The organism is Ignavibacteriales bacterium (genome assembly GCA_026390595.1).
Taxonomy (GTDB): Bacteria; Bacteroidota; Ignavibacteria; order UBA10030; family UBA10030; genus UBA9647.
Genome location: JAPLFQ010000008.1, coordinates 95,179 through 118,688, shown reverse-complemented (window position 1 = coordinate 118,688; position 23,510 = coordinate 95,179). Strand labels below are relative to the sequence as shown.

Here is a 23,510-nt window from a genome sequence, read left to right as displayed (position 1 = left end):
TAGGCGAAATGAGACTTCGCGTTACCACCGCTGCAGGATCTGTCTCATCGCCGCCAGCGCCCGTGCGCGGTGGCTGATCTGGTTCTTCTCTTCGCTTGTGAGCTCTGCGTACGTACGCGAAAACCCATCGGGCATGAAAATTGGATCGTAACCGAAACCGTTCGTGCCACGCGGCAATTCCGCAAGTCTGCCAGGACAAATTCCTTCCGTTACTTCTGCACCGTTCTCGTCCAGCAGGGTGAGCACCGCACGAAACTGCGCCTTCCGCCGCCGGGGCGAGACGCCCCGCATCTGTCCCAGGAGTTTCTTGTTGTTCTGCTCGTCCGTCGCGTTCAAGCCGGCATAACGTGCCGAGATAACTCCCGGCCTGCCATTCAGATAGAATACCTCGAGGCCGGAATCGTCGGCGAGTGCTGGGAGTTTTGTGAACTGATACACCGTGCGCGCTTTCTGCAGCGAGTTGGCCTGAAATGTCTCTCCGTCTTCCCGCAGTTCGGGAACGTTGGGAACATCGTTGAGTGTCAGAATCTCCAGCGGGAAATCGCGAAGAATGGTCTTTATTTCAAGAATCTTGTGTGAGTTCCGTGTGGCGAGGACAATCTTGTTCATGCATTGCCTTGTTGTGATTTCCGGGGAAGCACTTTGTAGTAGATGTTGATCAACGAGCCGAACGTTGTGAGACAGTTCAACATGGAAAAGACCAGGTTGCCCAGGCTCAATGCATACACAGCCAAACTGAAACTCCCCAGCGCGGTAAGAAGCAGAAATGCAAGGTTCACAGGGCATCTGCCCTGTTTGATCGTCTCAATCGACTGAGGGATCCAACACACCACGAGTGCCGTCAATCCGAGATATCCAATCCACTGCATCGTGTGCTCCGTCAGTAAGAGATCTTGTCAGATTTGGTCGTCCATTCACGAAAGGCAATGAGCGCTTCATCCCGAAGAACCTGAATCATCGGAATTCTGCGTTTCTCGTGGGGGAGGGTAAATTCATCATAGATGAAGCGGTCATCGAACCCGATGCCGGCCGCATCATGTCGTGTGTTTGCGAAATACACGGCCCGCGGGCGCGCCCAGTAGATTGCACCGAGACACATCGGGCACGGCTCGCACGTCGTATAGAAATCGCATCCGGCAAGTTGAAACGTGCCGAGGTGCCTGCACGCTTCCCGGATGGCGACGATCTCCGCGTGCGCTGTCGGGTCATTGGTCGAAGTGACGAGATTCGTGCCGCGCGCAATAATCGCATCACCCTGGACAATAAGAGCAGCGAAGGGACCGCCTTTGCCGTCTCTGGCGTTTCCCCTCGAAAACTCAATTGCCTCTCTCATGAACCGCAGCTGCTCTTCTTGTATCATATCAATGCCGCTTCCAAGAAATCGTATCGTCTATTGTCATCGAGATCGCTATTGGAAGCTGGCACTAGCGCCTTTTTGAATACAAGATCCCGAGATAGAAGTGGCGCTAGCTGATCAATTGCTGGATCGCTTCGTTGACGGTATGAACTCCGACGATCTCAATACCCTCTTGTCCCTTCAAGCCCTTGAGATTGTTATGGGGTACGATGATCCGTTTGAATCCGAGTTTGGATGCTTCCTGCACACGTTTCTCAACGTGTCCGACGGTTCTGATTTCTCCCCCCAGTCCAATCTCGCCGACGGCGACGGTGGAGGAGTCGACCGGAATATCACGCAAACTGGATGTGATGGAAGTCGCAATGCCGAGGTCGACTGCGGGCTCATCGATTTTCACACCTCCGGCGATATTCACAAACACATCCTGGCTGCCCAAGTGGAGGCCGACGCGTTTCTCCAGGACCGCCAACAAGAGGGAGAGCCGGCGGTAATCGAATCCCGTGGTGTTGCGTTGAGGCATACCGTAACTCGTGGGCGTGACAAGCGCCTGCACCTCGATGAGGATCGGTCTCGATCCTTCGATGCTGGAAACCACTGTCGATCCGGATGTTCCGTACCGGCGCTCGGAAAGAAATGCCTCCGAGGGATTTTTGACTTCCCGCAGGCCATTCTCGTGCATCTCGAAAATTCCGATCTCGTTCGTCGAGCCGTACCGGTTCTTCAACGCGCGGAGAATCCTGTATGCGTAGTGTGCTTCGCCTTCAAACTGCAGGACGGTGTCCACCATGTGCTCGATGACTCTCGGACCGGCAATGACCCCTTCCTTTGTCACATGACCGATCACGAAAATCGGAATGCCGCGTGTCTTTGCCAGCCGCAGCAGCAACGCGGTCGATTCGCGTACCTGGCTTACGCTTCCCGGCGCGCTCTCCAGCCCGGGGCGGTACATCGTCTGAATCGAATCAACGATGATCAGGTCGGGCGTGCCCCGCTCGATGACATTGAGAATGAGGTCGAGATTCGTTTCCGCCAGGAGCAGGATGCCGCTCTTGTCGCTTGCATCGAGTCGTTCGGCCCGAAGCTTGATCTGCCGCACAGACTCTTCGCCGCTAATATAGAGAATAACCTGATCCTTGAGCTTCAGGGCCACCTGCATCATGAGCGTGGATTTTCCGATGCCCGGATCGCCTCCGAGCAGTATCAGTGAACCGGGAACAAGTCCGCCGCCGAGCACGCGGTCGAATTCCTCGATATTCGTCTTGACGCGCGGAACGTCTTCGCTCTCAAGCTGGTCCATCGGAATCGGATCGAGATTCGAGGCGGCCCCTGCCGGTTTTCTCGAGAGCTTCAACGGAGATGGCGCTTCTTCGACGAAGGTGTTCCACTCATTGCAATTCGGGCACTTTCCTACCCAACGGGGGGAGACATACCCGCAAGACTGGCACACGTATTTTGTCTGGATCTTGGACACGGGGAGTTGTTTTGCCTTAGAGTATCATCGTGAATACCGGATCAAATACCTCGGAATTCGGTGTTCGTCAATCGATATTCGATATTCACTCGAATGAACTTCTCTTCTTCTGGAAGTTCAGGTGAATGTCCAATATCGAACTCCCAATTTCGAATCTCGAAGTATGGGATGATAACTCAGTCAATATACAGACGCGCGCACTGAGATTCAACACGCCGTCAGCGGACACGACGTGTGCGTTGCTTTGTGTCGGGACTTTTGATACTTTCAATTCGTCAATCGATTCTTCGATAACTCCTCCAATTCTCGAAAGACAATTCCCATGAAACAATCACTCTTGCTGCTGGGCACCGGAGCCATACTCGTCATGCTCTGTGCCTGTTCCCGTCAGGACGATCTCTCGCTCTCGCGTGTCACCGCTGCGCGTTTGAAAGAGCGAACCGCCGTCCTTGCGCATGATTCCATGGAAGGGCGCGCTCCCGGTACGCGCGGGGAAGAACGAGCGCTCACGTATATTATCGCCCAATACAAGGCCCTCGGCCTCGAACCGGCAGGCGAGAATGGAACATATCTGCAGCGTGTTCCGGTCATCGGCGTGCATATTGATCCGTCTGCGACGATGGAGATCGGTGCCGGGAACAAGACCGCGCGGCTGAAGTTTCCGGAGGAATTTGTCGCGACGACAGGTGTCTATGAGCCCGCAATTGCCATCAAGGGGGCTGACCTCGTCTTCGTCGGATACGGGATCGTTGCTCCGGAATTTGGCTGGGATGACTACAAAGGAGTCGATGTCACAGGAAAAACACTCCTCATTATAAACGATGATCCCAACACCGGGGACTCGACGTTCTTTGCCGGGAAAGGACGGACGTATTACGGAAGATGGACTTACAAATACGAGATCGCCGCGCGCAAAGGGGCCATTGGAGCCATCATTATTCACACAACCAGTTCCGCCGGGTATCCATTCCAGGTTGTCAAGACATCACGCTCGAGAGAGAATTTTGATCTGGACCTCCCGGAGAAATCACGGGATATCAAGCTGAAGGGCTGGACCACCGAGGAAGCCACGAGGCGGTACCTCGCGCTGACCGGTTTCGACCTCGACACACTGGTTGCGTCCGCCCAGAAGAAGACGTTCAAGCCCATTGCGCTCGGTTTGAAAGTATCGGGAAGAATGAACTACGCCATACGCAGATTGGAAACGCGCAACGTCATCGGCATTCTGCGGGGAGGCGATCAGAAGCTGAGCCAGGAATATGTCGTGGTCTCGTCGCATCACGACCACCTGGGCATCGGTGCGCCCGTAGAGGGAGACTCCATCTATAATGGAGCCCTGGATAACGCGTCCGGCGTCTCCATGATTCTCGCGATTGCCGAAGAGTTTGCTGCGATGAAAGAAAAACCGAAGCGATCGATGCTCTTTGCGGCGGTTGCGGCCGAGGAAAAGAATTTGTTGGGGTCTCAGTATTTCGCTGAGCATCCCACGGTACCGGCAGCATCGATGATTGCGAATGTCAACATTGACGGCATCAACATCTGGGGGAGAACCAGCGATGTTATCTGTCTGGGAGCAGAGCGCTCTTCGCTCGGGGCGGACGTCGAGGCGATCGCCGCGGTGATGAAGCTCGTCGTCAGGCCGGATGCATTTCCGGAGCAGGGAAGTTTCTATCGATCTGATCATTTCTCATTTGCGAAGGTCGGGATTCCTTCGCTTTCACTCCGCTCGTGCGCAGAATATGCTGGCAAGCCGGCGGCGTATGGGAAGCAAGTCTCCGATGAGTTCAACCTGAAACACTATCACCAGCCAAGCGACGAGTTGCGCGATGACTGGAACTATGACGGTGCTCTGCAGCAGGCGGAATTCGCCCTGCGGCTGATCCGACGCCTTGCCAACGCAGGCGCTCTGCCAGTCTGGAACAAGGGAGATGAATTCGAAGCGGCAGGGCTCAGGATGCGGAGTCGAAAATAAAAATTGAGGAGAGGCAAAGAACAAAGGGCATCGCCCGAAGAACAGATAGAGACAGGCCAATAAAAAAACCCCCGTACGTTGCCGGGGGTTTCTTATGTATCAGATCTACACTGGACAGATTACAGGCGTCCCCAGCGTTCTTTTGCCTTCTTCACGTTGTCGTTTGTGGGGAAGTCCTTCACTACTTTTTCGTATGATTCTTTTGCTTTCGCTTTGTCTCCGAGCATTTCATGGGCGCGGCCGAGCATATAGTACGCGTCCCCCTTCTTCTCGGAGGTCTTGTACTGGAAGACCATCTCGAGATGCTTCACCGCTTCTTTGTAATCTTTCTTGCCGAAGTATGATTCACCGATCCAGTAATGGCAGTTGTCGGCGAGATCTTCGGGAGTTCCGCCGTCGAGCAGCGCCTGGAACATCTGGATCGCTTCATCGTACTTCTTCTCTCCAAAGGCCTTCTGTGCACCTTCGTACGTTGCCGCCGGGGCCGGAGGAGGTGGAGGTGGCTTTGCCGCTGCCGCTGCCCTATCGAGTTCCGCCTTCAGTTTCGCTTCAACGTCGCTGAGTCTGGCATTGAGGGAATTGTTGTCCTGCTCAAACTTCACAAGCTTCTGCTTGAGAGTCACATTGACCGTCTCGAGCGAATCAATCTTCTTGTGCTCGGGGGTCGGCCCCGGGGGAACTTTGACCGCTTGCTCGCTTGAGCATCCGCCCCAAACCAAGAGCGAGATCATCAGCGCGGGAAGGGAGAGGCGAAACGCAATCTCCTTTGTTCGTGCAAAACTCATAAGGCCTCCGGGCTATGGCAATGGCGACTGTTGATTATAACCAGTTGAAATGTATCAAAGACACAAGTCAAAATCAAGCTTCCACAGGGCAATTCATTCATAGATTCATTTAAAGGGATAGATGAAAGGGAGTGGACTTTCTGTCGATATTAGCTCGTGCCGGAAGTTGCCGTGGCACTATGAGAGTTTATGCTTGGAATCGCTGAGAAATCCCGCCATGGAGGAGGCGATAGACTGCACGATACTGTCAGGAACACCGTCGGTATGGATGGATTTCAATCGCATGTCACACATCTCGTTGACGTAGTCGACGACGATGAATGTATGTCCTTGTGTCAGGGCGATTTCGGTGGAAAAGAAGTCGAGGCCGCAGATTCTACTGATCGTCTCTGTGATCGACCGGAGAGGCTGCAGGTTGAACGCTTCTTCCTCTGCGGGTCTTAGCTCTTCATAGATATGTGTCAGGTCGTCCCACCAGCACGGGATTATCAGGCCGAACGCGAAGAAAACACGGAACCAGGCGCGCCGCTCGGCCAGGTTCGCCGGATCGACCTTTTCCTGCAGGAGGTACTTGTCATTCTTGTGGTGCTGACGGGTCTCGATGATGTCTTTCAGAGACTCGGCGCCGAGAACGACTCCGACTCCTCCACCGGTTGTATTTGCCGGTTTGATGATGAAAGGGCGGCCAAGCTGCGCAAGTTCAGTGAGCGAGAGCTCCACCTCCCGCTTGTGGTTGTAAGGAGAAATGATGATGGTGAACGGAACGTGAATACCATGCGTCAGGAATTCGAGATGCATCGTCGCCTTGTCGGACGCGCGACGCAGCAAATCATACGGATTGATAATACGAATTGGCGATCGGCGGCCCGATCCGGCCTGCCTGCGTGCGATGAGCTGAGCCAGAGGCAGGAACCGTTCATCCTCATCGGATGCACGGTCCAGTATGAAGCGAAAATGCATGGTGTCGTTTTTCAACGACTCAGTCGTTTCAGGAAGGCACTGATGGTCGATCAGGAAGACGCTCATCCCCAGTTCCTGAACCGCAGAGGAGACCAGTCGGAGAAACTCCTGATCGAACGTCCAGTTCCAGATCAGACCAAGGTCATATTCTTTCGCTGATGATTCCATGCACACGAAAGATACCCTCTTTCGCATCTCTCCGCAAGCGCTGCGGGATCTCCGGGCGGCGATCCCCGGTATGTTGGCCCAATCCTTGTAATTCAGAGCCATAATCGATATATTTTTCTCAATGCATATGAAACGTACCCTTATTGCTCTTTTCGCATTCGTCGCAATTTCAGCCGCCGGCTGCAGTTTCTCCAGGGATACAGCGCGGGAACAGCGCGCAGTACAGGCAACCCGGAAGATCAACGAGCAGCTCAAGGAAGCCAGGCACGAACAGGCGTTGAGTCGTGTCATCAAAGCGTCGGTGTATGAAGTCACGGGCGATTTCGCAAACGCGGTGCTGGAATACCAGGAAGCCCTTCAGCAGGAGGCAACAGCTGCAATCCACTTTGCAATCTCCAAAGATTACTCTCTCCTCGGAAAGCACGCACTGGCGGCGAAGCACGCCAAAGAGGCCGTCGGTCTCGATTCGTCCAGGATCCTGTATCGCCAGAATCTAGCTTCCATCTACATGAATGCGTACCAGCCCGAGTTGGCGGTCCCGGAATTCGAACGCATCGTACAGATTGATTCGAACAACACAGAAGCATGGTTCAATCTCGCACGTCTCTATCAAACGTCCCGCCCTCTGAGGGCAATCGAAATTTATGAGCGCATTCTCGACCGTGAGGGGGATGATTGGGAGATACTGCTCCAAACGGCGGAAATGTACAATGTCCTTGGGCGCTTTGAGCAGGCCGCGGCGAAGTACAGGAGAATGGTCGAGCTTGATCCAAGCAACAAGGTGTTGCAGCGTCAGCTCGCCGAAACGTATGCACGCGGGGGGAAGATCCAGGAAGCCACAAAGATCCTTGAGAGCATTCTCGAGAACGACAGGAACAATGCCGAAGCAATGGCAGCCCTCGCGGATATCTATCTTGATCAGCGCAACTTCGATGAAGCTCTCGTGCTCTATAAGAAACTGATGGCATTGGAGCACACCAATCCCGAGGTGAGGCTCAGAGTAGCCGTGGCCTATGTGGGGCAGGCGCAGCGTGATTCAACCTTCATCGAAAAGGCCAAACCGATATTCGAGCAGTTAAAGAAAGAGATCCCGAACGACTGGCGCTCCTACTATTATCTGGGAATGATCGCCAATCAGGAGAAGCAGGACTCTCTCGCCACTCAGTACTTCGAACGCGTCACGCGGCTCGCGGAATGGAACGGCGATGCATGGTGGTATATCGGTACTTCGTACTTTGAAAAAGGGGAATACCAGAAACTTGTCGACGAGATGCAGCGGGCAAAACGAGCGCTCCCGAAAGATTCACGCATTTATTTTCTTGAAGGATTGGGCTACAGCCGGTTGGACAGGACTGACGAAGCGGTCAAAGCCCTCAAGCATTCGCTGGACCTCAAGCCGGACGATATCAATGCTCTCAGTACGCTGGCGCTGACGCTCGATGGACTCCATCGCAACTCAGAATCCGACTCGTTGTACGAACGCGCGTTGCGGGTTGATCCGCAGTCTCACTTGATCCTCAACAATTATGGTTACAGTCTGGCCGAACGCGGGTTACAGCTCGATCGTGCACTGCGGATGTCCCTGCAGGCGGTCGCGGCTGATTCCGGAAACCCGTCGTATCTGGACACCGCCGGTTGGGTGTACTTCAGGCTTTCGAAGTACGATGATGCCCGCAAGTACATCGAAAAGGCGATTGCAGCCGGTGGCGCGAGCGCGACAGTCTACGAACATATGGGGGACATCCAGTTCAAGCTCGGTCAGAAGGAAAAAGCAGACGAGTTCTGGAAGCAAGCGCTGAACATGAACGTCAACAACCAGTCGCTCAAAGACAAGATCGCCCGAGGTTCAATCTGATGAAGCAGCTCTCCGCGATTCTGGTGGTGTGGATTATCATCGTGCTCAGCGGATGCGCGTCAATTCCGACGGCAAACCTTGCCGGTAAGGCGATCTCGCCCGACGTTGTGCAGCGCACGGTGAAAGTGAACCGGGAGCGGGTGCAATCGTTGAACGGGTCGGGGACTATCACCGTGGAGTCCATGGAGGTGGCCGGGTCCGGTTCGTTTGAGCTCATGCTTCGCAAGCCCGACTCTATCCTGGTGAAGATCGCAGGTCCCTTCGGGATTCACGTCGGTTCTGCGCTTGTGACAAGAAGCGGGTTCACGTTCTATAATAGTCTTGAAAACCAGCTGATCACTGGGTCGGTCAATGCAGTCAACCTGAACCGTATCTTCCGGGTCAATCTGACGTTCGACGAGCTCCTGAGTCTCTTCACGGGGGGGAGTTTCTTCCCGGGGGACGACAACAAGCCGGACAGCCTTGTGATCGAAGAGAACCAGCTTGTGATGACGTATGGAAATCCCGCAGGCACTCGCCGCTACTGGATCGACCCCGCCACACTCTTAATAGCGAAGATTCAGCACACCGACGTCAAAGGAAAGCTGGTGGTGGAGGAACGGTTTGAGAAATTCAGGGACGTAGGAGGTACGTCGCTCCCGCGGCAGATTCGCATCACTCAACACCAGGCACATCGTGTCGTCGCAGTGGCGTTCTCCTCGCTCGCCATCGACGCGGACAGTAGCCCGCTGGTGCTCGACATTCCCACGAACGCAGAACGTGTGCGCTGGCAATGATTGCATTCGCCCGGTCACTCGCCGCCATACTTCTCCTTGTCGCACTGAGCTTCCTCGTGTGCGAGCCGGCCATGGGCCAATCCGGTTCGAAGCAACCCTCCCGCAAGTCAAAGTCAACGCAGAAAGCACGCACCGAAAAGGACAAACGTCCGGCAAGCGTCAGCGATATGCAGAAGGAGCAGGCCCGCCTGAGGGCGGAGGCAGCTGCGGCGGAGAAGGAATTCAACAAGAAAGTTGACCAGGAGAAATCGACGCTTGCGAACATCAACAAGCTGGAACAGCAGATCAACAGCAAGCGCAAATCCATCAGAAGGCTGCAGGAGCAGGAGGAGCAGCTGACGGGGGAGATCCGAAGCGCGAGCTCATCGATCGGAAATATGGAACAGCAGCTTGAGTCGCTCAAGGGACAGTACGCACGGTATGTTCAATCGGTGTACAAACATGGCAGGGTGTACGATCTCGAACTGCTCTTCTCCTCGAATTCGGTCAATCAACTTTCCATCCGGATTGAGTATTTGAAGCGGTTCTCGGAACAACGGGCAAAAGATCTGCGGAATGTTGTGACCAAGAAGAACGACCTCGAACACCAGAATCAGCGTTTGGAAGCCAGCCTCAAGGAACAGCACAGGTTGCTTGCGAGGAGAACCGACGAAGAGTCTTCATTGAAGGGAGACGTTTCGAGACGCCAGAAGATGCTCGCGTCGATCCGCAAGGACAAGACTTTCTACAGAGAACAGGCGGACGAGAAGAGGGCGGCGGCAGACAAGCTCAAGAACATCATCACAGACCTGATCAACAAGGAAACCGAGCGGAAGGAACGCGAGGCTGCTGCGGAGCGTGAACGATCGAAGGCCGGAAGTACGCTCCGACCCACACCCGTGCCAGATGCCGGGATCCCGGGGACGTTCGCTGCTCAGCATGGAAGACTCCGGTGGCCGGTTTCTCTCGGATCGATCGCTGCCAGGTTCGGCAACCAGGTGCATCCGGTGCTCAAGACGGTGCGCGAGAACACCGGCATCGATATCAGCGTGAGGCCTGGTTCCGAAGTGAGAGCGGTTGCAGACGGCAGGGTCTCGATCGTGACATTCATCCCCGGCCTGGGGAACATCGTCATTCTGACTCACAGTGACGGATACCGGACCATCTATGCTGATCTGTCCGAAGTAAACGTTGCGGAGAACCAGAAGATCGCGGCGGGCGAGACAATTGCGAAGAGCGGCTCTTCAGTGGACGGCGATATCCTTCATTTCGAAATCTGGAAAGACCGCGAAAAGCAAAACCCTGAACTTTGGCTTGCGAAACAGCGATAACCTCGTTCCTTCCGCAGGTTTTCGTGTATCACCATCACAATCGGAAGGATCCCCGAACTCATAACGAATGACCCAACCCATAGCAGGAAGCGGTCGCGGTCTTCTCCGCCCCCTCCAACTGACAGCGGTCGTCTTCTTCACGGTTTCAGGCGGCCCGTACGGGCTCGAACCTGTTCTCCAGTACGTCGGAGGAGGGTTCGCGCTGGCGCTCATTCTTATCACTCCGCTTCTCTGGGTTCTCCCTTCCATTCTCATGGTTCTTGAACTGAACGGCATGATGCCGCTCAACGGGGGTTACTACCAGTGGGTGAAATCAGGCCTCGGCATGAAATGGGGATTCTATGAAGGGTGGTGGTCGTGGCTCTTCACCTTCACGGATCTTGCGATCTATCCCGTCCTGTTTGTCCAGTACCTGAGCTTCTTCTATCCGGAAGCGGGTGTATACAAAATTCCCATCTGTCTTGCCATCATCTGGGTTGCTGCTGTGTTGAATCTCCTCGGAATCATTCCCGTCGGGCGAAGCTCCGTCCTCCTCGGCCTTTGCGTTCTTGTCCCCTTCGGAATACTTTTTGGTGTGGCTGTAACGAAAGGGTTCTCTTTTTCCCTGTCGGGAGTGAACTTTCAAACGCACGGGATGGGATTCACCGTCTTCGGTATGGGTCTGTATACCGTGATGTGGAATTTTCTCGGATGGGACAATTCATCCTCCTTTGTTGAAGAAGTACATCGTCCCGCGAGATCGTACCTCATCTCTATTGTCGTCGCGTTCTTCCTTATCGTCGGATTCTATTTCCTTTCCATCTGGACCGGGACAGCCGCAGGGATGGACGCGGAAGTGCTGACCGCCCAGGGTTTTCCATCGCTTGGCCTGCACATAGGAGGGTGGTGGCTCGGCGCCATACTTTCGTTCGGGGGTATTGCGAGCGCGCTGGGCCTTTTTCTTTCCATCCTGCTCGCCATTTCCCGTGTGCCGAAAGCCATGGCAGACGATGGATTGCTCCCAGCGTCGCTCAGCAAAGTACATCCAAAGCACAATGTTCCGCATGTATCTATCGTCGTCTGTGCGCTCGTCGTGAGCGGCATGGTATTCTGGGAGTTTGGCGATCTTCTCATCATCGATGTGACGTTGTACGGCGCAGCGCTCTTCCTCGAATTTGTCGCCCTTATTGTTCTCCGCATCCGCAACCCGGAGCAGCCGAGACCGTTCAAAATCCCCCTCAACGTCGCAGGACTCATCGCGATGACAGCGTTGCCGACGGTCTGTCTCGTCACCGCACTGACCGCGGCGTTGTCGGAGCAGACTACCTATACCAATGCCACACTCTTCGCTGTCGCCGCGGTTCTGACCGCGCCCATTGCCTGGAAGATCACCAGCATGAGAATCGCCCGGCAATCGTAAGAGATGCAGCGTCGCATTCCCATTTGCTCCCTTCCTTGGCGGTGCCCCTTGCCGTTTAATCATTACTGACGTACTTTGACTTGCGCGTGCCGTGATCGGGATGTTTGCGCGGTTTCGATTGTTGTACGTCACCGTTTTGGATTCTCTGCAGCAGACGATGCACGCCAGCGCATCCAATCCCCCCGGTCATCCTCCGACAATCCTTGCATTCATGACGATGGCAATTTTGATTATACACGGACAGGTAGTGACACCACAAGGTGTCGTAGCGTCCGATGTGTTCATTGAGAATGAAGTTATCAGTGCCGTCGGTCAAGGGCTTGATCGGAAAGCAGAGCAAACGATCGACGCGACAGGGAAGTACGTCATCCCAGGCGGCATCGACGTCCATACTCACCTGGATGCACCTGTTGGGGGAACTGTTTCCAGCGACAATTTTGAGTCCGGCACGCGCGCTGCAGCATTTGGTGGAACAACCTCCATTATCGATTTTGCCACCCAATCGAAGGGGCACACTCTGCGCGAGGCCTATGCCACCTGGCGGGAGAAGGCATCGAAGGCTTCGATCGACTACGGTTTGCACATGATAGTGGTGGATGTGGAGGAAGGCCGGATCAATGAGATCGATGCACTCGTCGACGAAGGCGTGACGAGCTTCAAGCTCTTCACAGCATATCCGGGAGCGTTGATGGTGGATGACGCAACGATCCTGCAGGTGATGATCCGAGCCGGCAAACGAGGAGCACTCGTGGCAGTACACGCCGAAGACGAAAGTGCCATCGACCATCTTGTTCACAAGGCGCTTGCCGAAGGGCGAACGGCTCCGATTGAACATGCCCTGACGCGTCCCGCGAGCGCCGAGGCTGAGGCTGTCCGTCGCGTCCTTGCACTGGCCAGAAGCGCGGATCTCCCGGTCTACATCGTACACGTTTCATCCGCTCAAGCTCTGGAAGAAATCTCCCGTTCTCGAAAGAACGGCACCCGCGTGTTTGGAGAAACATGTCCGCAGTATCTCTTGTTGACCCAGCAAGACCTTTCCCGGCCAAATTTCGAAGGAGCGAAGTTTGTCCTGACACCCCCCTTGAGGTCTCCCGCCGATCAGGATGCACTTTGGAAAGGGCTGGGCGCCGGCGATATCCAGGTTGTTTCGACCGATCACTGTCCGTTCATGTTCAAAACCCAGAAGAGCGCGGGCTTGAACGACTTCACAAAAATCCCCAATGGTGGACCCGGGATTGAGAACCGGTTGCAGCTTCTCTATCATTATGGAGTGAACGAGGGAAGGCTCTCTTTGAAACAGTGGGTAGACCTGGTTTCTGTCAATCCAGCGAAGTTGTTTGGACTCTATCCGAAGAAAGGCGCGGTGGAAGTCGGAAGTGACGCAGACGTCGTGATCTGGAACCCGAACGCGGAACACATAATTTCCGCGTCGACCCACCATATGCAAGTTGACTATTCAATGTACGAGGGAATAACGGTGCGGGGAAACGCGGACACGGTCATTTCCCGCGGTGAGATTATCGTCGATCGGGATGTGTGGCTTGGCAAGGCTGGTCGGGGTAGGTATGTGAAGCGTTCTTGTTTCGCGGCTGCGTGGGGGGGCTGACTGAAGAGAACACACTTCAATAGTCATGATTCGATATTGGACATTAGATATTGTCCAGATCATGGGGCAGTGACAATTCCCAGCTCTCAATAATAAATGTCGATTGATTAATTTGATTTTCACATGACCAACTCGATCCAGTTCATTCTCGACGGCACGATCGTTGACATTGCCTTCGATTCTTCGCTGCAACTGAAACCGACAACCACGGTCCTCGAGTACTTGCGCTCGCTTCCCAAACACCGGGGAGTGAAAGAAGGATGCGCGGAAGGGGATTGCGGTGCGTGCACAGTTGTGCTCGGAGATCGGAACGCAGATGGGAGCATGAACTACAGAGCTGTCGATTCCTGCCTCCTTTTCCTCCCGATGCTCCATGGAAAACAGCTGATTACAGTAGAAAACTTGAAGAATCCTTCCGGGGATCTGCATCCTGTTCAGCAGGCCATGGTTGATTCACATGGCAGCCAATGCGGATTCTGCACCCCGGGCATCGTGATGACGCTGTTTGCCCTCTATAAAGAGGCGGGCCGACCATCCCGGGATGAGATTGCAGAGGCTCTCGCGGGCAACCTCTGCCGCTGCACCGGATATGAGCCGATTATAGAAGCGGCTATGTCCGCTTGTGATGCCAAGGGAAGTGATCATTTCAGCGACGATGAATCACGGATTGTTGGACTTCTGAACTCCATCCACCACAAGAGCATCTCAATCGTTGCACAGACACAGCGCTACGATCAACCTGTAACAGTGGATGTATGCCTGGAGCTGATCGAAAAGCATCCGAAAGCGACCTTGATCAGCGGAGCGACAGATGTGGCCCTCAAGGTGACAAAGAAATTTGAACTACTCCCGCATATCATCGATTGTTCAAGAGTCGAAGAACTCCGGGCAGTTGTCCGGGATGATCGCAGCCTGAGGATTGGCGCCGGCGTCCGGATCAATGACGTGATGATGCACGTGAAGAGCGATTTTCCGGCCTTTCATGAGATGCTCACGCTCTTCGCTGCGCGACAAATCCGGAACGTCGCCACACTTGGTGGCAATATCGGCACAGCTTCTCCGATCGGCGACGCGCTGCCGGCGTTGATCGCGTACGGTGCGTCGGTGATTCTTACAAGCCGCCGTGGAACACGAACTGTTGCAGCAGACGCATTCGTCAAGGGGTATCGGAAAACCGATCGTCAGCCTGACGAATTGATCGTGGCCATTGTGCTGCCGCGGCAGTCGTCGTCGTCGCTCATACGTTCATACAAAGTCTCGAAGCGGCGGGACCTCGACATTTCGACGGTCAGTGCCGGATTCAGGGTGGACCTGAATGAAAACGGAGTTGTCAACGATATTACATTGGCATTTGGCGGTATGTCGGAATGCACAAAGCGATCCATCTCGACGGAATCGTTCCTGAAGGGAAAACCATGGGACCGTGCGCATGTGGAAGAAGCGCGTCGCTTGATTGATGCAGATTTCAAACCGATTTCAGATGTTCGCGGGAGCGCCGAGTTTCGCCGCGCGGCCGCACGTAATCTCCTTCTGAAATTTTGGAGTGAAACAAACGGTTGAAAGATAAGTCCGAAATCCTAAATCCGAAAGTCTAAACAAATTCTAAGCACGAATGTGAAGAGCAAAGCCGGAGCCATCGTTTCGTGCTCAGGACTTCGAAATTGCTTCGTGCTTCGTGGTTCGTGTTTCGGATTTCAAACAGAGAATACTCCCGGGCTATTGAAAAGGGTCTTCCATGCATCAACAAATGCCGCATGAGAGCGCAGTGCTTCACGTAACCGGTGAGGCGCTGTACATCGATGACATACCCTCCAGCCCAAGCACTTTGACAGGGCGGGTGGTCTATAGCCCCCATGCGCATGCCCGTATCGTCTCATTCGATTTGACGAAGGCGAAACGTGCACCCGGTGTCGTTTCTGTGCTATCGGCCAATGACATTCCGGGACATAATGAGATGGGACCTGTTGTCAAGGACGAACCATGTCTTGCTCATGAGGAGGTGGCGTTTGTCGGGCAAGCGGTGTTCCTGATAGCGGCGATGACCGATGCAGAGTGCCGGGCTGCAGAACATCTCATCGAGATCAACTATGAACCCCTCGAACATGTTTTGAGCATTGACGAGGCCATGGTAGCAAACACGATCCTTGGTCCTGAGCGAAGCATGCAGCGGGGGGATGCGAAAGCCGCTCTTCGATCTGCTCCGCATGTGCTGCAGGGGGAACTGAGAACCGGCGCCGCAGAACACTGGTACCTTGAATCACAAGCTTCTCTCTGCGTGCCGGGCGAAGGGGATGAGATGTCCGTCTATTGCGGTTCGCAAAACCCGTCGGAAACGCAGACGCTGGTCGCTGAAGTCCTCGGTATTGAGAAAAAGGATGTGCTTGTCGAGGTCAGGCGCATTGGAGGGGCGTTTGGCGGCAAAGAAACGCAGGGAAACCACGTCGCCTGCTGGAGTGCGCTCCTCGCTCACGCAAGCCGTTGTCCCGTAAAGATACGACTCTCCCGTGATGATGACATGATCATGACAGGAAAGCGACACCGATTCCTGACACGTTATGAAGCTGGATTCGATGACGATGGTAGGCTGCTCGCCGTCAAGTTCGAACTCAACAGCGATGCCGGCGGCGCCACGGATTTGTCGTTTGCGATCATGGAACGGGCGATGTTCCACTGCGACAATGCATACTATGTACCGCATATGACTGTCGTGGCGCGGGTCTGGAAAACGAATCTCCCCTCGAATACGGCATTCCGCGGCTTCGGCGGTCCGCAAGGCATGGCCGCTATGGAGACGATCATCGACCGCGTTGCCAGATTCCTGCACAGAGATTCAGCAGAAATCCGGAAGACGAACTTCTACGGGCTGGAAGCAAACAACGTGACGCACTATGGCCAAACTGTGGAAAACAACAACCTGCACGTCATATACGATCAGCTGATGCACTCTTCGGAGTATGTCGCGCGTCGCAACGCAGTGGCAGAATTCAACGCGTCAAATGAGTTCTACAAAAAGGGGATTGCCTGCACCCCGGTGAAATTCGGTATTTCGTTCACCACGACCTTTCTGAACCAGGCGGGCGCTCTCGTCAACATCTACAATGATGGCACGGTCCTGGTCAACCACGGCGGCGTGGAAATGGGACAGGGGCTACACACGAAGATGCAGCAGATCGCAGCAGCAGAACTCGGCATCAAGATCGACCGTGTTCGGGTCAATGCGACCAATACATCCAAGGTACCGAACACATCCGCCACCGCAGCTTCCTCTGGGACAGACATGAACGGCGCTGCAGTGAAGAACGCGACCGACATCCTCAAGGCGCGCATCTCTGAAGGGGTCACCTCGTTCTTCAATGAGAAGCGCCCGGCGGTTCCCACGTCACCGGAGGATATACGGTTTGAACACGATACCATCTTCGACATCAAACACCCTGAACGACGGATCGGATTTGCTGAAGCGATGCCGCAGATGGTCTTCCGCCGCATCAGCCTCAGCTCGACAGGATATTTCCGAACACCGGGCATTGGATGGGACAAGGCCAAAGGGGTTGGGACACCGTTCCGGTACTATGCGTTCGGCATGGCGGTTTCTGAAGTTCTCGTGGATACGCTCACCGGCGCGGTGACGCTCCTGAGGACAGATATTTTACATGACGCCGGTGATTCCATCAATCCTGCAATTGACATCGGTCAGATCCAAGGAGGATATATCCAGGGAGTTGGCTGGTGCACCACCGAGGAAATCAAGTGGGATCATGAAGGAAACCTGATGACGCACTCGCCCGACACGTACAAGATTCCCACGGCAAGAGACATCCCTGTCGATTTTCGAGTCAGGCTTCTGGAGAACGCGGCTCATCCGAATTCTATCCATGGAAGCAAGACCGTCGCAGAGCCCCCGTTGATGCTTGGATTTGCTACCTGGTTGGCGATCAAGGATGCTGTCTCCGCTGTCGGCTCTCATGAAACGGAACCCGACTTCTCGCTCCCTGCGACCAATGAGGTCGTCCTTCTGTCCATAGAGAAACTAAGGGAGCCGGTGAAAGTGAAATCAAGCGCCGAGGTGAAAAAATGACACCAGCACCGGAATCGCTTGTTGCCGGCCTTCGTTGTCTTGTGTGCGGGACTTCGTTCCAGAACGGGAATCTCCATACGTGCTCGCATTGCGGCATTCAGGGTATTCTCGATGTGATGTACGACTATGACGCGGCGGGCACAACGCTGACACCGTCCGGTCTCTGCGATCGACCGTTCGATCATTGGAGATACCGTGAATTGCTGCCGGTGTCTCGGCGATCGCCGGTTCCGCATCTCCAGGTTGGCTGGACTCCGGTGTATGATGTTCCCCGCCTTGCCTCTGCCGTCGGAATCAGGAAGTTGTTTCTGAAAGATGATGGAAGAAATCCAACCAGCTCGTTCAAGGACCGTGCGAGTTCTGTCGGCCTTGTCAAAGCACAAGAATTTGGTTTCGATACCATCGCATGCGCTTCAACAGGAAACGCTGCGTCATCGCTGGCCGGCATGGCGGCAGCCACGGGATTTCGGAGCATTATCTTTGTGCCGCAGCGGGCGCCTGAACCGAAGGTAACACAGCTCCTTATTTTCGGGGCAACAGTTGTCCGCGTGCGCGGGACATACGAGAATGCCTTCGATTTGTGCCGGGAAGCGTGCCGGAAATTCGGGTGGTACGACAGGAACAGCGGCACGAATCCGTTTCTCGTGGAGGGAAAGAAGACAGCCGGATTGGAAATCGCCGAGCAATTCGGTTCAGTGATCCCGACGTGGGTTGTGGTTTCCGTTGGTGATGGTTGCACGATTGGAGGGATCGGCAAAGGGCTTGAGGAAATGCGGCGATTAGGGTTCATCGACCGCGTTCCGAAGCTTCTTGGCGTTCAAGCAAATGGAGCACGGGCCCTGCTTGATGCATTCCTCAGCGGCGGGGATCTCCAGCCGACTTCCACCGACACGATTGCAGACAGCATTGCTGTCGGCACACCGCGGAACTGGCGCCGGGCAATCCAGCAGGTCAAAGCATCGCACGGTGATATGATCGCCGTGTCTGACGACGAGATCCTCGAAGCGATGCGTCTCACTGCGCAACTCGGAGGGGTGTTTGGCGAACCTGCGGGCGTTGCAGGCGTCGCCGGATTGAAGAAAGCGATCGCTCAAGGCATCGTCCCGGCCGATGTGTCCGCGGTCGTTGTCATTACTGGCAATGGATTGAAGGATGTGCAATCGGCGAAGCGCGCCGCAGGCGAACCGCTTGAAATTGAACCCGATTTTCAGGTTCTTGAACAACATTTATCTGATCGTTCACTCATTTCGACGCACAGAACGTGAGCCTTTTACTGAAGAACACACGAGCTGTCACACTCGCTCCCTCTTCAATTGAAGAGTGCGACATTCGAATCGACGAAGGTACAATCGTTGAACGAGCCGCCCGATTGAAGCCGAAGCAGGAGGATGAGATCGTTGATCTGAAGGGCTGGATCGTGATGCCGGGCTTCGTGTGTTCCCACACCCACCTGTATTCAGCGCTTTCCCGGGGTATGCCTGCTCCGGCGTCGCCTCCAAGGAACTTCGTTGAGATCCTGAAAAAGGTTTGGTGGAAACTGGATGAAGCGCTCGATGAAGAGGCAATCTATTATAGTGCTCTCGCCGGCGCGATAGAGTCGGTCAAATTTGGCACCACGACATTGATTGACCACCAGGCCTCTCCGAATTTCATCAGCGGTTCGCTCGATCTCATCAAACACGCGATGTGTCAAGTGGGTGTACGGGGGGTCCTTTGCTATGAGACGACAGACCGAGGAGGAAAGAAACGGCGCGACGAGGGACTGGCGGAAAACGAGAGATTTCTTACTGAAAATGCCAGCAACGCGCACTTCCGGGGGACAATCGGAGCCCATGCATCTTTCACGCTCGGAGACGATTCGCTTGCCCGATTGGGTGAGCTGGCAGCGATGTATGATTGCGGCGTGCATGTCCACGTTGCCGAAGACAAAGCCGACGTCGTCGATTCATTGAAGAAGCACAGGACGGATATTATTGATCGACTGAAGAAATTCGGTGTGCTCAGGAAGAAATCAATTGTAGTGCACGGTGTTCATCTCACGAAGAGACAGCTTGCGGCGGTAGAGAAGGCGGGGGCGTGGATGGTTCACAATCCACGATCGAACATGAACAACGCTGTCGGTTATGCGCCCCTCGGCTGGTATGGCGCACGCGCCGCGCTGGGGACCGATGGATTTCCCGCAGACATGTTCGAGGAATCAAAGATCGGATACTTCCGCAACGCGGAGTCCGATCATCGGGCTGAATTTTCACGTCTTCCCGTGATGGTGCAGAATGGCCAGAAGCTCGCGGGCGAATTCTTCAACAGACCGTTTGGCACGCTGAAGAAAGGGAGCCCGGCTGATTTGGTTGTTCTCGAGTATGCGTCACCGACACCGCTCACTTCGCGGAATCTTCACGGTCACTTCCTGTTTGGGATGAACTCGACTATGATCCAGCATGTGATCGTAGGGGGCAAATGGATCGTGTGGAACAAACAATTGGTCGGTATCGATGAGGATGCCGTCATGCACAAAGCGGCACAGGTCGCGAAGAAACTCTGGAGTCGGATGCATGGCACGTAAACACAAGATTATCGGCAAATCTGAGCGCCGTGTTGATTCCTGGGGAAAAGTCACAGGAAGGGCGAAGTTCGCCGAGGACTATTCAGTGGGACACCAGTTGTGGGGGAAGGTGCTTCGATCGAAGTTCCCTCATGCCCTCGTGCGTTCCATCGATGTGTCCACAGCGGCCAAGCTCCCTGGCGTCGAAGCCGTCCTGACCGCGAAAGACATACCCGGCAGCAGAGTATTTGGGATAGTGCAGAAGAACCAGCAGATCCTGGTTGAGGATCGGGTCCGGTATCTCGGTGATGGGCTTGCTCTGGTAGCGGCGACATCCAAAGAAGCTGCCGAGCAGGCGCTGGCGCTCATCCGTGTTGAGTATGAGCCGCTACCCGTGGTCTCCGATCCCGAAGAAGCGATGAAACCGGAAGCTCCCGCACTGCACGGCGAGAAGAACGAGTTTGTTCATCACAAAGTCCGCAAAGGGGACATGACGAAGGGCTTCTCGCAAGCCGACTTCATGGTGGAGCGAAAGTTCACAACGCAATTCATCGAACATTCCTACATAGAACCCGAAGCGGTTCTTGCCGAGCTAGCGGAGCAGGGGGGCGTGAAGATCACGGGATCAGTGCAGAATCTGTTTTCCAGCAGGCGGTCGGTCGCGGACGCATTGAAAATCCCGCTCAACAAAGTTCAAATCGTGCAGTCAACCCTCGGCGGCTCGTTTGGCGGAAAAGATGAAGTGATGACATCGATGTGCTGCCGTGCAGCGCTGCTGGCGCTCAAGACAGGCAAACCAGTTAAGATGGTGAACTCGCGCGAAGAGTCCATGCTGGAAAGCTACAAACGGCATCCCTATGTGCTCTATTATAAGTGGGGGGCGAAAAAGGACGGTACTATTACCGCGATGGAGATTCGCTGCATCGCAGACGGAGGCGCGTATTCTTCAATGAGTCCGTTTGTCACGTGGCGGTCTGTAGTGCAGGCGACCGGACCGTATTACTGTGAGAACGTCAAAACAGACGTCTATGCGGTGTACACGAACAACAACTACACGGGCGCGATGCGCGGATTTGGATCGCCGCAGGTAAATTTCGCCATTGAGTCGATGATGGACGAACTCGCCAAAGAAGTAGGAGTGTCGCCTCTCGATATACGATTGAAAAACGGCTTTGAATCCGGTGCAGTAACTGCCACAGGGCAGAAACTCACGCACGAGGTAAGCCTCAAGGAAGTGCTCACAAAGGCGGCCGAAGGCATCGACTTCAGGAGAAAGTGGAAGGCGTATGGTGAGGCAGGTGAGGGGGATAAGAAACGCGGCGTGGGTCTTGCGTGCAGCTATCGTGGTGTTTCCCTTGGCGCCGAAGGAACCGATGCGGCCGAAACGATTGTCTCTGTTCAAACAGACGGCAGCGTGATTGTTTCGTCGGGTGTCACCGATATGGGCCAGGGGGCACAAACACAGATGTCGCAGATTGTTGCCGAGGTGCTGGGGATTTCGATGAGCCGGATTCAATTCCTGAATACCAACACCAGCCGCGTGGCCGATTCCGGACCCACCGTCGCATCCCGCGGAACGATCATGGGGGGATCAGCGGCGAAGAACGCGGCAGAGATAGTGAGGACGACCCTCCTCGCCGTAGGCGCGGAGATGACCGGTGTCGATGTGAATGCTCTCGACCTTGATGGTAATTACCTCGTCGATACAAGAAAAAGGGAGCGGTTGGCATCTTTCAGCGAGCTGACAGCAGAGTGTTTCAACAAAGGAAGACCGATGATCGGCCTCGGGTGGCACAAATCCCCGCCGACATTCTGGCACGAAGAAGAAGGGCAAGGCGAAGCATATTTCACATTCGTCTATGGAGCAAATGCCGCTGAAGTTGAAGTCGACACGGAAACCGGAAAGGTCAACGTCGTTGATTTTGTCTCGGTACACGACGTTGGCAAAGCTATCAATCGCGGCATGGTTGTCGGACAGATGTGCGGGGGCGTTGCCATGGGACTCGGGTATGGTTTGCTTGAAGAATTTGACTTCGAGGATGCCATCCCCAAGCAGCTGAACTTCGATGAGTACTTGATTCCGACGTCGATGGATGTGCCGAGAATCAAAACGATCATCGTGGAGAACGAAGATCCTATGGGGCCGTTTGGGGCGAAGTCCGTCGGCGAACCGACGAACGAGCTTGCCGCTCCGGCAATCGTCAATGCGATTGCGAATGCAACGGGCAAACGGATCTATGAAATTCCGGCGGACCTTGAACGTGTTTTGCTGGGCCATAAACTGACGCGGCAGGGGAAACGCGGGTCGGAGCAAAAACAATCTATCGACGCGATGATGGCTGATTCGTGTAAAATACGCGGGGGGAAGGCATGAGGCCGTTTGAGTATTATTCCCCGCGATCCGTTGCGGAGGCCTGCAACCTTCTGACGACGCTCGGCTCCGGCACAAAACTCCTCGCAGGCGGCACTGATCTGCTTATCGAGATGCGCAAAGCGGCCGAAGAGTTGGCCGGTTCCATCGTCGACATTTCCCGGATTCCCGCGCTGAAGGGGATTGAAGAGTCGGGTGATGCGATCATCATCAGGCCGTTAGCAACGCATTCAGAGATCCTGCGTTCTCCCGTTGTCGGCTCCTTTGCCCCGTTATTGAAGACGGCAGTATCCGGAATTGGGTCGCCGCAGATTCGCAATCGAGGAACAATCGGCGGCAATATCATGAATGGAGCGGCATGCGCCGATACTCTTCCGCCCCTCGTCGCATTGGGGGCGAGCGTAACACTGCAATCATCGACGGGCTCCCGCGAAGTGATGCTCTCGGAATTTTTCGCGAAACCGTACGTCACGATCGCCGAGAGCGGGGAAATTTTGGTTGAGGTTCGGTTTCCCAAGCTCCCTCCTGGCGCGCGAAGCTCGTTCGTCAAACTCGGACGCCGAAACGCTCTCTCGATTTCAAGACTGAGCGTTGCCGCGATTCTTGTCCGAGATCAGTCCGGCCTTATCACTGATGCGCGGATTGTACCGGGGGCCGCCCTGCCGAAGTGGCAGCGGGTTTCTGAAGCGGAGAGCCTGTTAATCGGTCAGAAACCGTCGCGGGACATTTTCGCCGAGGCAGGAAAGAAAGTCTCTGAAGTGATGATCTCGTTTTCCGGGAGGCGCTGGTCGACGGAATACAAAGAACCGGTGATCGCCGTCCTTGTCCGGCGCACACTGGAGGGTTGCCAATAGCGAAAAGCA

At 54.8% G+C, this 23,510-nt stretch carries 18 protein-coding genes; 12 read left to right on the top strand and 6 right to left on the bottom strand.

What is annotated here, in order from left to right:
- Positions 1-21 precede the first annotated feature (21 nt).
- The 4 genes from rdgB to radA form a co-directional block, all read right to left on the bottom strand.
- Positions 22-609 (bottom strand): RdgB/HAM1 family non-canonical purine NTP pyrophosphatase, encoded by a 588-nt coding sequence (rdgB, locus tag NTU47_03550; protein MCX6132869.1) that lies wholly within the window; start codon positions 607-609, stop codon positions 22-24.
- Entirely contained in the window at positions 606-869 is a 264-nt protein-coding gene (locus NTU47_03545) for a hypothetical protein (GenBank protein ID MCX6132868.1), read from the bottom strand. Before NTU47_03545 ends, rdgB begins: the two co-directional genes overlap by 4 nt.
- A gap of 11 nt (positions 870-880) precedes the next feature.
- A complete protein-coding gene (locus NTU47_03540) occupies positions 881-1,360 on the bottom strand; it encodes a nucleoside deaminase (protein MCX6132867.1) in 480 nt (159 codons plus the stop codon).
- A gap of 106 nt (positions 1,361-1,466) precedes the next feature.
- Positions 1,467-2,828: a DNA repair protein RadA gene (radA, locus tag NTU47_03535; protein MCX6132866.1), complete on the bottom strand. Its 1,362-nt coding sequence runs from the start codon at positions 2,826-2,828 to the stop codon at positions 1,467-1,469.
- A gap of 322 nt (positions 2,829-3,150) precedes the next feature.
- Between radA and NTU47_03530 the strand changes: the two genes are divergently transcribed.
- Positions 3,151-4,800 carry a M28 family peptidase gene (locus tag NTU47_03530; GenBank protein MCX6132865.1) on the top strand — a complete coding sequence of 550 codons (1,650 nt, stop codon included), beginning with the start codon at positions 3,151-3,153 and terminating at the stop codon, positions 4,798-4,800.
- Positions 4,801-4,919: 119 nt separating this feature from the next.
- Here the strand turns inward: NTU47_03530 and NTU47_03525 are convergent, their stop codons facing one another.
- Positions 4,920-5,585, bottom strand: a complete 666-nt coding sequence (locus NTU47_03525; GenBank protein ID MCX6132864.1) for a tetratricopeptide repeat protein — start codon at positions 5,583-5,585, stop codon at positions 4,920-4,922.
- 177 nt (positions 5,586-5,762) lie between these two features.
- Complete coding sequence (locus NTU47_03520) at positions 5,763-6,713, bottom strand: hypothetical protein (protein MCX6132863.1); 951 nt, start codon at positions 6,711-6,713, stop codon at positions 5,763-5,765.
- Between the two features lie 127 nt (positions 6,714-6,840).
- On the opposite strand from NTU47_03520, the gene NTU47_03515 reads away from it, so the two are divergent.
- The 11 genes from NTU47_03515 to NTU47_03465 all read left to right on the top strand — a co-directional run bounded on the left by NTU47_03515 (position 6,841) and on the right by NTU47_03465 (position 23,501).
- Positions 6,841-8,568, top strand: coding sequence for a tetratricopeptide repeat protein (locus NTU47_03515; protein MCX6132862.1), 1,728 nt, complete (start codon positions 6,841-6,843; stop codon positions 8,566-8,568).
- The gene (locus NTU47_03510) at positions 8,568-9,344 is read left to right on the top strand and encodes a DUF4292 domain-containing protein (protein ID MCX6132861.1); all 777 of its coding nucleotides are present in this window, start codon (positions 8,568-8,570) and stop codon (positions 9,342-9,344) included. Before NTU47_03515 ends, NTU47_03510 begins: the two co-directional genes overlap by 1 nt.
- Positions 9,341-10,654 carry a peptidoglycan DD-metalloendopeptidase family protein gene (locus NTU47_03505; GenBank protein ID MCX6132860.1) on the top strand — a complete coding sequence of 438 codons (1,314 nt, stop codon included), beginning with the start codon at positions 9,341-9,343 and terminating at the stop codon, positions 10,652-10,654. The genes NTU47_03510 and NTU47_03505 overlap by 4 nt, the downstream gene beginning before the upstream one ends.
- A gap of 67 nt (positions 10,655-10,721) precedes the next feature.
- The gene (locus NTU47_03500) at positions 10,722-12,053 is read left to right on the top strand and encodes an APC family permease (GenBank protein ID MCX6132859.1); all 1,332 of its coding nucleotides are present in this window, start codon (positions 10,722-10,724) and stop codon (positions 12,051-12,053) included.
- Positions 12,054-12,210: 157 nt separating this feature from the next.
- Positions 12,211-13,659, top strand: coding sequence for a dihydropyrimidinase (gene hydA / locus NTU47_03495; protein ID MCX6132858.1), 1,449 nt, complete (start codon positions 12,211-12,213; stop codon positions 13,657-13,659).
- 123 nt (positions 13,660-13,782) lie between these two features.
- Positions 13,783-15,219: a xanthine dehydrogenase small subunit gene (gene xdhA, locus NTU47_03490; GenBank protein ID MCX6132857.1), complete on the top strand. Its 1,437-nt coding sequence runs from the start codon at positions 13,783-13,785 to the stop codon at positions 15,217-15,219.
- A gap of 175 nt (positions 15,220-15,394) precedes the next feature.
- Positions 15,395-17,734: a xanthine dehydrogenase molybdopterin binding subunit gene (xdhB, locus tag NTU47_03485; GenBank protein ID MCX6132856.1), complete on the top strand. Its 2,340-nt coding sequence runs from the start codon at positions 15,395-15,397 to the stop codon at positions 17,732-17,734.
- The gene (thrC, locus tag NTU47_03480) at positions 17,731-18,999 is read left to right on the top strand and encodes a threonine synthase (protein ID MCX6132855.1); all 1,269 of its coding nucleotides are present in this window, start codon (positions 17,731-17,733) and stop codon (positions 18,997-18,999) included. The genes xdhB and thrC overlap by 4 nt, the downstream gene beginning before the upstream one ends.
- Positions 18,996-20,297, top strand: coding sequence for a putative aminohydrolase SsnA (gene ssnA, locus NTU47_03475; protein ID MCX6132854.1), 1,302 nt, complete (start codon positions 18,996-18,998; stop codon positions 20,295-20,297). Before thrC ends, ssnA begins: the two co-directional genes overlap by 4 nt.
- A complete protein-coding gene (locus NTU47_03470; protein ID MCX6132853.1) occupies positions 20,287-22,650 on the top strand; it encodes a xanthine dehydrogenase family protein molybdopterin-binding subunit in 2,364 nt (787 codons plus the stop codon). The genes ssnA and NTU47_03470 overlap by 11 nt, the downstream gene beginning before the upstream one ends.
- Positions 22,647-23,501 carry a xanthine dehydrogenase family protein subunit M gene (locus tag NTU47_03465; GenBank protein ID MCX6132852.1) on the top strand — a complete coding sequence of 285 codons (855 nt, stop codon included), beginning with the start codon at positions 22,647-22,649 and terminating at the stop codon, positions 23,499-23,501. Before NTU47_03470 ends, NTU47_03465 begins: the two co-directional genes overlap by 4 nt.
- The last annotated feature ends 9 nt before the right edge of the window (positions 23,502-23,510 follow it).